At 75.5% G+C, this 10,381-nt stretch carries 9 protein-coding genes; 4 read left to right on the top strand and 5 right to left on the bottom strand.

Annotation, left to right across the window (positions count from 1 at the left end):
• Window positions 1-205: 205 nt before the first annotated feature.
• The 3 genes from araD to D7294_RS13520 all read right to left on the bottom strand — a co-directional run bounded on the left by araD (window position 206) and on the right by D7294_RS13520 (window position 3,707).
• A complete protein-coding gene (gene araD / locus D7294_RS13530; RefSeq protein WP_422070694.1) occupies window positions 206-1,975 on the bottom strand; it encodes an L-arabinonate dehydratase in 1,770 nt (589 codons plus the stop codon).
• A gap of 74 nt (window positions 1,976-2,049) precedes the next feature.
• A complete protein-coding gene (locus D7294_RS13525; protein WP_120679169.1) occupies window positions 2,050-3,006 on the bottom strand; it encodes a dihydrodipicolinate synthase family protein in 957 nt (318 codons plus the stop codon).
• On the bottom strand, window positions 3,003-3,707 hold the full coding sequence (locus tag D7294_RS13520) for a GntR family transcriptional regulator (protein ID WP_120679167.1): 705 nt from the start codon (window positions 3,705-3,707) through the stop codon (window positions 3,003-3,005). The genes D7294_RS13525 and D7294_RS13520 overlap by 4 nt, the downstream gene beginning before the upstream one ends.
• A gap of 511 nt (window positions 3,708-4,218) precedes the next feature.
• On the opposite strand from D7294_RS13520, the gene D7294_RS13510 reads away from it, so the two are divergent.
• Complete coding sequence (locus tag D7294_RS13510) at window positions 4,219-5,424, top strand: helix-turn-helix domain-containing protein (protein WP_120679163.1); 1,206 nt, start codon at window positions 4,219-4,221, stop codon at window positions 5,422-5,424.
• Between the two features lie 122 nt (window positions 5,425-5,546).
• Window positions 5,547-5,738, top strand: a complete 192-nt coding sequence (locus tag D7294_RS13505; protein WP_120679161.1) for a hypothetical protein — start codon at window positions 5,547-5,549, stop codon at window positions 5,736-5,738.
• Between the two features lie 147 nt (window positions 5,739-5,885).
• Here the strand turns inward: D7294_RS13505 and D7294_RS13500 are convergent, their stop codons facing one another.
• Window positions 5,886-7,391 (bottom strand): hypothetical protein, encoded by a 1,506-nt coding sequence (locus D7294_RS13500; RefSeq protein WP_120679159.1) that lies wholly within the window; start codon window positions 7,389-7,391, stop codon window positions 5,886-5,888.
• A gap of 431 nt (window positions 7,392-7,822) precedes the next feature.
• Between D7294_RS13500 and dapA the strand changes: the two genes are divergently transcribed.
• Window positions 7,823-8,746: a 4-hydroxy-tetrahydrodipicolinate synthase gene (dapA, locus tag D7294_RS13495; protein ID WP_120679157.1), complete on the top strand. Its 924-nt coding sequence runs from the start codon at window positions 7,823-7,825 to the stop codon at window positions 8,744-8,746.
• A 123-nt stretch (window positions 8,747-8,869) separates the two neighbouring features.
• Here the strand turns inward: dapA and dapD are convergent, their stop codons facing one another.
• Window positions 8,870-9,868: a 2,3,4,5-tetrahydropyridine-2,6-dicarboxylate N-succinyltransferase gene (gene dapD, locus D7294_RS13490; protein ID WP_120679155.1), complete on the bottom strand. Its 999-nt coding sequence runs from the start codon at window positions 9,866-9,868 to the stop codon at window positions 8,870-8,872.
• A 266-nt stretch (window positions 9,869-10,134) separates the two neighbouring features.
• Here dapD and D7294_RS13485 point away from each other — a divergent pair, with 266 nt between their 5' ends.
• Window positions 10,135-10,371: a hypothetical protein gene (locus D7294_RS13485; RefSeq protein WP_120679153.1), complete on the top strand. Its 237-nt coding sequence runs from the start codon at window positions 10,135-10,137 to the stop codon at window positions 10,369-10,371.
• Window positions 10,372-10,381 lie beyond the last annotated feature (10 nt).

Here is a 10,381-nt window from a genome sequence, read left to right as displayed (position 1 = left end):
TTTCTCAGGGCTGTGCAAGGGTCTTTCCGTGGGGCTTTGCGGCCCGCGCGCGTCGTGCGGCTGCTCTCGCGGGCCGGGGAGGTGCTGGATCGTGCGGGGGTCCCGCGGACTTGCGGGTCCTGCGGGGTCGTGCGGGGTGCTGCGGAGGCGTGTGGGATCTTCCGGGGACGGGGGGGTGCGCGCCCCTCCGGGGAGGGGCGCGCGTTCAGCCCGCGTAGGGCTCGGGGACTTCTCCCTCGCGGGAGAGGAAGGCGAAGTCGCAGCCGGTGTCGGCCTGGGTGATGTGCTCCTGGTACAGGGCGCCGAAGCCGCGCCCGTACCGCGGCGGCGGCGCCTGCCACTCGGCCCTGCGCCGGGCGAGTTCGGCGTCGTCCACCTCAAGGCGCAGGGTGCGTGCCTCGACGTCGAGGGTGATCAGGTCCCCGGTGCGGACCAGGGCCAGCGGGCCGCCGACGTGCGACTCGGGCGCGATGTGCAGCACGCAGGCGCCGTAACTGGTGCCGCTCATCCGGGCGTCGGAGAGCCGCACCATGTCGGTGACCCCCTCCTTCAGCAGGTAGTCGGGGATCGGCAGCATCCCGTACTCGGGCATGCCAGGACCGCCGAGCGGCCCGGCGCCGCGCAGCACCAGCACGCTGTCGGCGGTGACGCCGAGCGCGGGGTCGTTGATGGTGGCCTGCATCGTGCGGTAGTCGTCGAAGACGACGGCGGGACCCGTGTGCGTGAGCAGCCGCGGCTCGGCCGAGATGTGCTTGATCACCGCGCCGTCCGGGGCGAGGTTGCCGCGCAGCACGGCCAGTCCGCCCTGCCCGGCCACCGGCTTGTCCAGCGGCCTGATCACCTCCTCGTCGTGGACCAGCGCCCCGGCGAGCTGCTCGCGCAGCGTGTCGTGGGCGACGGTCGGCCGCTCCAGGTGCAGGTGGCCGGCCTCGCCGAGCCTGGCCAGCAGCCCGGGCAGCCCGCCGGCGTAGTAGAAGTCCTCCATCAGGTAACGGCCGCCGGGACGCACGTCGGCCAGCACCGGCACCGTGCGCGCCAGGCGGTCGAAGTCGTCCAGGCCGAGCGGCACCCGGGAGCGCCCGGCCATCGCGATCAGGTGGATGACGGCGTTGGTCGAGCCGCCGAGCGCCAGCACGGTGGCGATGGCGTCCTCGTACGCCTCGCGGGTGAGGAAGCGGGAGATGCGGGCGTCCGCGTGCACCAGCTCGACCACGCGCCGCCCCGCGGCGGCGGCCATCCGGCTGTGCGCGGAGTCCACCGCGGGGATGGCCGCGGCCCCCGGCATCGTCACCCCGAGGGCCTCGGCGGCCGAGGTCATCGTGGAGGCGGTGCCCATCGTCATGCAGGTGCCCGCGGAACGCGCCAGCCCGCACTCCAGTTCGGCGAGTTCGCGGTCGCCGATCCGCCCGGCCCGCTTCTGGTCCCAGTACTTCCACATGTCGGTGCCTGAGCCGAGCGTCTCGCCACGCCAGTGCCCGCGCAGCATCGGCCCCGCGGGCACGAAGACGGCGGGCAGGTCGGCGCTGGCCGCGCCCATCAGCAGCGCCGGCGTGGTCTTGTCGCAGCCTCCCATCAGCACCGCGCCGTCCACCGGGTAGCTGCGCAGCACCTCCTCGGTCTCCATCGACAGCAGGTTCCGGTACAGCATCGGGGTCGGCTTCTGGAAGGTCTCCGAGAGCGTGGCGACCGGGAACTCCAGCGGGAAGCCGCCCGCCTGCCACACCCCGCGTTTGACCGCCTCGGCCCGCTCCCGCAGGTGCTGGTGGCAGGGGTTGATGTCCGACCAGGTGTTCAGGATGGCGATGACCGGCTTGCCGAGGTGCTCCTCGGGCAGGTAGCCGAGCTGCCGGGTACGGGCCCGGTGGCTGAAGGAGCGCACCCCCTCGCTGCCGTACCACTGGTGGCTGCGCAGCCGCCTGCCGTCCGCGGCGTTCCGCGGGGTGTCCTTCCCGGCGTCCTTCCCGGCGTCCTGCACAGGGTCCTTCACGGTGTTCCGCTCACGTCCTTGCTCACGTCCTTGCTCACGTCCCTGCTCACGGCCTTGCCCGCTCATCGCCGCACCTCCGTCCCGGGCGCCTCGGAGGTGCTCCCGGCCGCGCGCCACCTGCCGACGAGCGCGGCCACGGCGCCGCGTTCCGCCTCGGGCAGCGGGCTGCTCGGCGGCCTGATGTCGCGGCGGCACAGCCCGAGGTGGGCCAGGGCCTCCTTCACGACCGTCACGTTGTTGGCCGACTGCCGCTCGGCGCGCAGCTCCTCGAAGGGCCTGATCTCCTCCCAGATCCGCATCGCCGCCGGGTAGTCGGCCGCGCGCAGCGCCCGGAGCATGGCGAGGGTCAGCCGCGGGGCGACGTTCACCAGCCCCGAGGTGAAGCCGGTGGCGCCCGAGGCGAAGTAGGCGGGCGCCGAGAGCTCGGCGAGCCCGGCCACCCACACGAAGCGGTCGAGGCCCGCGTCCCGGGAGACGGTGGCGAACCGCACCGGGTCGGGCACGGCGTACTTCACGCCGATCACGTTCGGGCAGGCCGCGCCGAGCCTGGCCAGGGTGCCGCCCTCGATCGCCGGGTTGCGCAGGTACGGGACGACGCCGAGTTCCGGCACGGCCTCCGCGATGGCCCGGTGGTAGGCGAGCCAGCCCTCCTGCGACACGTAGGGGTGGACGGGCTGGTGCACCATCACCATGTGGGCGCCGGCCTCGGCGGCCTCCCGGGCGGCGGCGACCGCCGCGGGCACCTCCTGCCCGACGCCGGCGAGGATCTGCGCCTCCACGCCGGACTCGGCCACCGCCTCGACGGTCAGCGCCACCTCGGCCCGCCGCTCGGCGGGGGTGAGGGAGTAGAACTCGCTGGTGTTGCCGTTGGGCGTGAGGGCGCGCACCCCGGCGGTCAGCAGCCGGCGCAGGAGCGCCCGGTAGGCGCCGGCGTCGATGCGGTCCTCCGCGTCGAACGGGGTGACGGGGATCGCCACCACGTCGGCGAGCGCCGCGCGCTGGGCCACGAAGTCGGTCATGCCAGCTCCTGTCGTGCGTGGGGGGTGAGCGGTGCCTGCTCCGCCGCGGGCAGCTGCTCGGGGAACGAGCGGGCCATGAAGCCCTCGATGTGGGCGCGGAGCAGCTCGGCGGTCCCCTGCGGGTCGCCCTCCTCCGCGCGGGCGAGGATCGCGCGGTGCTCGGCCGCCTCCCGCTCCCAGGTCGGGGTGGCCTGCCAGGCCACCGAGGAGACCAGGGCCGCCTGGTCGCGCAGCTCGTCGAGCATCCTGGCCAGCAGCGGATTGCCGCAGGGCAGGTAGAGCGCGCGGTGGAAGTCCCGGTTGGCCAGCGAGCGTTCGGCCGTGTCGGCCGCGGCGTCGGCGCGTTCGAGCGCCGCGTGGGCCGCGGCGAGCGAGCCCTGGGCGGCGACGGTGCGGCGCACCGCCTCGGGTTCGAGCAGCAGCCGCACGTCGTAGACGGAGCGGGCCATGGCCGCGTCGACGGTCCGCACCGTCGCGCCCTTGTACTCGCTCATCTCGACGAGCCCGCGGCCCGCGAGCGTCTTCAGCGCCTCCCTGACGGGGGTCTTGGAAACGCCGAAGCGCGCGGCGAGTTCGGTCTCGACGAGTGCGGAGCCGGGGGCGAGTCCGCCGGTGAGGATGGCGCGCGTCAGGTGCTCCAGGACGAACTGCGTCCTGGACGGGATGGGCACCGGCGCGGGGCCTGGTAGCGGAGGGTTCATGCGGCGGGGCCTTCGTCGTCCGGCTTGTGGTGCAGGTTTCGCATGCGAGCGCCTCGTATCTCGTATATGACATATGGCGTACGATGCGGCGGCCCGATGACGGTAGGACTGCCCGCGGGCGGCCGTCAACGCTTCTGACAAAAAAGATGCAAGCGCTTGCACAATCTGTCCCGGTGGGCCGGGAACGGGACACAAGACGGCGCCCGCGCCCCGCCGGCCGGGGTGCGCGGGCGCGGGGTGCGCGGGCGCGAGGCGGGGGCGCGGGCGAGGCTCGGGCCACGGCGCCGGCCGCCACCGCCCGGGCCGGCCGTCGCCCGCGAACTCGACGGCGCCGGGGGCAGCCGGAGCGCGCCGCCCGACCGGCTCGGCGCGCCGCTCGCCTCCCGCGCGGCCATGCGGCGCGGCCGGGGAACCCACTCGCCCGTGTGACGGCGCGCCCTTTCGGCCCGGCCCGGCACGGCCGGAGAGTACGGTCCTGCTGTTTCGAGGCCCGTCACAGCAGGGAGCCGGCATGGCCGACCAGGCCCGCACGCCCACCGGGGGAATCGGCGCGCGCGTCAAGGAGTTCCGGACGATCAGGGGGTTCTCCCTCACCGAACTCGGGCGCCGCGCCCACGTGTCCACGAGTCAGCTGTCCCGCATCGAGAGCGGCGCCAGGTCCGTCAGCTCCACCGTCGAGGCGAACATCGCCAGGGCCCTCGGCGTGACCGTCTCCGTGCTCCACGGACTGCCCTACATCCACATGCTCCAGCAGGACCGGCTCGACGCGCTCCTCACGCCGATCAGCAGCGCCCTCGGCAGCTGGGACATCCCGCCCGAGGACGTCCCGCCGCGCCCGCTCGGCGCGCTGCGCGCCGAGGTGGAGCGGATCGTGCGGCTGCGGCTGCGCACCCACTTCGCCGAGATCGCCGAGGCGCTGCCGCCGCTCATCGTCGAGGCGTCGGCCCTCGCCCAGGCGCACGCCTCCCCCGGCGAGCACCGCGAGCAGGCGCACGCGCTGCAGGCCGAGTTGGCGCGGACGGCCGCCATCGTGGCGTACCGTCTCGGCTTCATCGACCTCGCCCGGCTGGCCCTGTCGCGCATGGCCATGGCGGCCCCGCACAGCGGCGACCCGGCGCAGGTGGCCATCGAGCGCATGGAACGCTCCTCCATGACGCACAGCCAGGCGTCCCGGGCCGATCGCGGCGTGGCGCTGATGCGGGTGGCCCTGCGCGACCTCGACGACGACGGGACGGCACAGACCCGCGCGGTCCGTGGGGCGCTGTACCTGCGGGCCGCGCAACTCGCCCTGCAGGAGGGGAACGAGAGCGGGGCCGAGGACTGGCTGGGGCAGGCCAGGGAGCTGGCGGCCCAGGTGGGCGACGTCTACCACTACAGCCTGATGTTCGGCCCGTTCGGGGTGGCGCTGGCGCAGATGGGCGTGGACAACGAGCGCGACGACCACGGGGCCGCGCTGCGGCGCGCCTCGGGGATGCGGCTGCCCGAGGGCTGCCCGCCCACCCTGGCGGCACACTTCATGATCCGGCGAGCGCGCGCCGAGGCGTGGACGGCCCGCCCCGAGGAGGCGCTCGCCTCGCTGCGGGAGGCGCGCCGGACGGCGCCGCAGCTGACCAGGTACCACCCCCATGTGCACGAGACGGTGGGCACCTTGCTGCGGGCGCGGCCCGGAGGCCCGGCCGAGGCGCTGCGGGAGTTCGCCCGCTGGAGCGGTGTGTAACACCACGGTCACCGCGCGTCAACCCGTTCTGCCGCCTTGGCAATGCCAAGGCGGCAAGGTCCCCGGGGGGTTTCCGGGGCAGGCTGGGATCATTCGCCCGGGAAGCAGCACAGGAGCCCTCCATGACGACGCCGCAGCACCCGGGGCCCGCCTCGGCCGCGGGCCGCTACGTCTCCCCCCAGTGCGCCGAGCACCGCTGTGCCGACTGCCGGCAGGCCGAGGCGCATCCGCCCGAACCGCAGCACGGGATCGCCTTCGACCCCTGCTCGCACTTCTGCCACACCGCGTGGCCGGCCCCGGAGGGGGACCGGTGACCCCCGCTCCCCCGCGCCCGGCGCGGGCGCCGCCCTCCCGCGCCCCTCACCACCCTCCCGCACGCCGGGGCGGCCGGCCCCGGCCGGGGGCACGGCCGGGGTCTCGCCCAGTCCCGCCCGATCCGGCCGGGTCCCCTGCGGTACGGCCTAGTCCCGCGAACGCGACTTGAACGCCGCCTTCCTGGCCTGCTTGGCGAGTTGCTTGTCCGGGTGCAGGCGGCCCACCGCGTCCAGCACCTCGGCCGTCGCGGGGTGGTCGGTCCGCCAGGCGCGTTCGAAGAAGCCGCTGTGCTGCGCGGCCAGGTTGGTCACCAGCTCGCGCAGCTCCTCCGCGTTCTCCCGGCCGCCGTTCGCGGTGGCGAGCTGGGCGGCGAGGGTGTCGATGGTCAGCCAGAAGACCATGTCGTCCGAGGGCGGCGGCACGTCCACCACCCCGCGCTCCACGAGCCAGACCCGGGCCAGGCCGCCGAGTTCGGCGTCGTGCAGCACCTCGCGCAGCGCGCCGTCGGCCCGCTCGTCGAGCAGCGCGAGCACCAGCTGGCAGCCCAGGCGCCGGCCGGGGGCCGCCGGGTCGCCGCCCCGGGCGGCATCGAGCAACTCCCGGGCGGCATCGAGGGGTTCACGTTCGGCCAGCCACAGCTCCGCCTCCTCGTGCGCCGCGGCCTCCGGGAGGTAGGGCAGCGCCCCGAGCAGGGCGCGGGCGTCCTGGCCCGCCAGCTCGCCGACGACCGGGGCGGCGAGGCCCGCCTCGATCATGCGGCGGCGCACGCCGTAGAGCCCGAGGGGCGTCAGCCGCGCCTGCCCGTAGCGGCCGAGGTCTTCCTCCTCCTCGGCCTCGGGGAGGGCGCGGCGCTGCTCCTCGCCCTCCTCGGCCAGGAGCACGGACTCGTCGACCGGCCGGTACTCCAGCAGGCCGGTCCCGGCCAGGGCACGGAACTGGCCGTTGAGTTTCAGCACGGTCGCCGAGAGGTCGTCCAGGGCCGCCTCCGAGAGCTCGTCCATGTCCTCGGGAATGACGGAGGCCGCGGCGACCATCGGCAGCGGCACCGGCGTGGCGGCCTGGCCCGCGTCGTCGGTGACGGCGAACAGGTAGAGGCTGCCGAGCGCCGCGTCGAGGTAGTCGGCCTCCTCTTCCGGGTCCCAGTCCAGGGCGTCGAGGTCGATGGTGTCCTGGTCCGGCTCGCCGTCGTCGCCGAAGGCTCCCTCCCGCGCGCCGAGGCCCTCGACGAGGTCTTCGAGCATCGGGGCCGAGGCGTCGGCGAGCACCGCCTCCACGCCCGCCGCCCAGATGTCGAGCACGTCCGCCGGGGTGCCCTCGGTGATCCTCGTCAGCTCGGCGCCCCCGGTGGCGGTGCCGATCACGGCGTCCTCGGCGGCCAGGGCCACGGCGTCCTCCGCCTCCTCGACCTCGACCAGGCCGGTGTCCACGGCGAAGTTCCAGGCGTCGGCGGCCAGGGCCGCGGCGTCCTCCTCGGCCTCGATGGCCAGCACGGCGACCGCGGACTTCAGCTCGTCGGCGAGGAGTTCGCCGCCCGCTCCCACCGGAACGCCGTGCGCCGCCCAGCGCGCCAGGCGCACGGCCCGGTGCAGCAGCGGAGCGGCGAGGGCGTCCCGAGCCAGCTCGGCCTCGGAGGGCAGCCTGACCGGCGGCATGACGGGACTCTGATCACGGGAGTTCACAATCGCTCCTCATCGGAACCACTAGGGCAAAGCCCAGCCTAGATGAGTGGAGCGCTCGATCGTGACGAGCCGTCAGCGGGCCTCTGCGGTTCCCGCACGCGTGCGGCACAGGAGGCGGGGGCGCACCGCTGGTTCGCCACATTTTGCCCGGCCTTGACCGAGGGGGCGGGAGCGCGGCCGGCCCGGTGTGCCCCGGTTTCCCGTGCGTCCCGGGAGTCCCCCCGGGGGCCAGGGGGCGCGGGCGCCCGCGGGTCCCGCGGGCCGCGGGCCCCGGCGCGGGCGCGCCCCGCCCGGCGCCGGCAACGAGCCGCTGCCGGAGGGGCGGCGGGAGGGGCACAAGGGGGACGGGGGTACGGGGGGGTATTGAGTGGACCGCGGGGCCGCCGACCCGGAGACTCTGGGCCATGCACACCGCTCCCTTCGGCCGCTGCGCGGCCGCGATGATCACCCCGTTCACCGAGGAGGGCGGCCTGGACCTGCCGGGCGCCCAGCGGCTCGCCGCGCACCTGGTGGATCGCGGCGGCTGCGACGCCCTCGTCCTCAACGCCACCACGGGCGAGGCCCCCACCACGTCGGACGCCGAGAAGTCGGCGGTGGTGCGGGCCGTGGTCGAGGCGGTGGGCGACCGGGCCACCGTGCTCACCGGCGTGGGCACCGCCGACACCCGCCACTCCGTGGCCCTGGCCCGGCAGGCCGCGGCGGACGGGGCGCACGGCGTGCTCGCGGTCACCCCCTACTACTCGCGGCCGGGGCAGGAGGCGATCGTGGCCCACCTGCGCGCCATCGCGGACGGCGCCGACCTGCCGGTGATGCTGTACGACATCCCGGCGCGCACCGGGGAGGGCACGGCGCTCGGCCTGGACGCGCTGCGGCGGCTGGCCGGGCACCCGCGGATCGTCGCCGTGAAGGACTGCGCGTTCGACCTGCTGAAGTCGGGCCGGGCCCTGGAGGAGACCGGCCTGGCGTACTACTCGGGCAGCGAGGAGCTCAACCTGCCGCTGCTCGCCCTGGGCGCCACCGGCGTGGTGAGCACCCTGGCGAACGTGGCCGGGCCGCGCGTCCGGGCCGTGCTCGACGCCTTCGCCGCGGGCGACGTGCAGACCGCGGCCCGCCGCCACCGGGCGCTGCTGCCGCTGGCGGAGGCGGTGTTCGGGGAGGTGCCCGCGACGGTCGCGGTGAAGGCGCTGTTCCGGGTGGCGGGGCTGCCGGGCGGGCCGGTGCGCGGCCCCCTGCTTCCGGCGGGCGAGGAGCTGACGGCCCGGCTCGCGGACACGCTGCGGGCGGTGCTCGGGGCGCCCGAGCCGGCGCCCACGGGCGCAGGCTCCTGAGCGGCGCGGCCCGGCGCCCGCGGCCCGGCGCCCGCGGGAAAGCCGGGCCGCGCCGGGCCGCCGGGCGGTGCGGGAACGCGCCGGGCCGCCGGGCGGTGCCGGCCTCGGGCGGCCGGGAAGCGGTCAGTTGTGGCTGTGCAGGGCGGCGTTGAGCCCGCCCCAGGTGCCGGTGCGCTGCAGCGCCTCCACCGCGCCCGTGGTGGAGTTGCGGCGGAAGAGCAGGTTGTGCGCGCCGGAGAGTTCCAGCGCCTTCACCACCCCGCCGTCGGGCAGCCTCACCCGGGTTCCCGCGGTGACGTAGAGCCCGGCCTCCACGACGCAGTCGTCGCCCAGCGAGATCCCGAGGCCCGCCTCGGCGCCGAGCAGGCAGCGCTCGCCGATCGAGACGACCTGCCTGCCGCCCCCGGAGAGGGTGCCCATGATCGAGGCGCCGCCGCCGATGTCGGAGCCGTCGCCGACGACCACCCCGGCGCTGATGCGGCCCTCGACCATGGAGGTGCCCAGGGTCCCGGCGTTGAAGTTGACGAAGCCCTCGTGCATCACCGTGGTGCCACTGGCCAGGTGGGCGCCGAGCCTGACCCGGTCGGCGTCGCCGATCCGCACGCCGCTCGGCAGCACGTAGTCGGTCATCCGGGGGAACTTGTCCACGCTGGTGACGTTCAGCTGCCCGCCCTCGGCCCTGACCGCGAGCCGGGTCTCCTCGACCCGGTCGGCCGGCACCGGGCCGATGTTCGTCCAGGCCACGGTGGCCAGCAGCCCGAACTGCCCCTCAAGGCTGAGCCCGTGGGGGCGCACCAGGCGGTGGCTGAGCAGGTGGAGGCGCAGGTAGACGTCGTGCGCGTCCACCGGCTTCTCCGCCAGGTCGGAGACGACCGTGCGCACCGCGACCACCTCGACGCCGCGCCGCGGGTCGCGCCGGGCGGCGCGCGGGGCGGCGTCGCCGAGCAGTTCCGCGGCGCGCTCCGGGCTCAGCCGCTCGGTGCCCGAGGGGCCGGGCTCGGCGGCGAGCCGGGGGGCGGGGAACCAGGTGTCGAGCACGGTGCCGTCGTCGGCGAGGGTGGCCAGGCCGGCGGCGACGGCGCCGGTGTGGGGCGCGGGGCCCCGGGATGCAGCGTCGGTCATGCCGGAAACGCTAACCGGTCGCCGCCCCCGGGGCGGCACCCGGCCCCGTCCCGGTGCCCCGCCGGTGGAGTGAGCATCGCGCGCGCCGCCGGGGCGGCGGCGGCCCGCACGGCGATCCTTGCCGCGTCACCAGCCGGGCAGCTTGTGGGATTTTCACCGGCGCTTTCCGGCCGTTTCCGGGCCTCCCGGAGTCTCGCGGAGCCTTCCGGGCGCGGTGACGTGCCGACCCGGCAAACCGATCGGAATCCCGAGGGAGTGAGGCGACGATGGCCGTGTGTGAGACCTGCGGCAACGACTACCGGATGGCCTTCGAGGTGCGCGCCGCGGGCGACGTGCACGTCTTCGACAGTTTCGAGTGCGCCGTCCAGCGCATGGCCCCGATCTGCGAGAACTGCGGGTGCCGCATCATCGGCCACGGCCTGGAGACGGAGGAGGGCCACTTCTTCTGCTCCGGGCACTGCGCCCGGGCCAAGGGGGCGGGCCAGCTCGTCGACCGCGCCTGAACCGGCGCCT

The organism is Streptomyces hoynatensis, from assembly GCF_003626535.1.
Taxonomy (GTDB): domain Bacteria; phylum Actinomycetota; class Actinomycetes; order Streptomycetales; family Streptomycetaceae; genus Streptomyces; species Streptomyces hoynatensis.
Note: the sequence above shows the minus strand (reverse complement) of the source record. Positions and strands in the feature narration are given on the sequence as shown.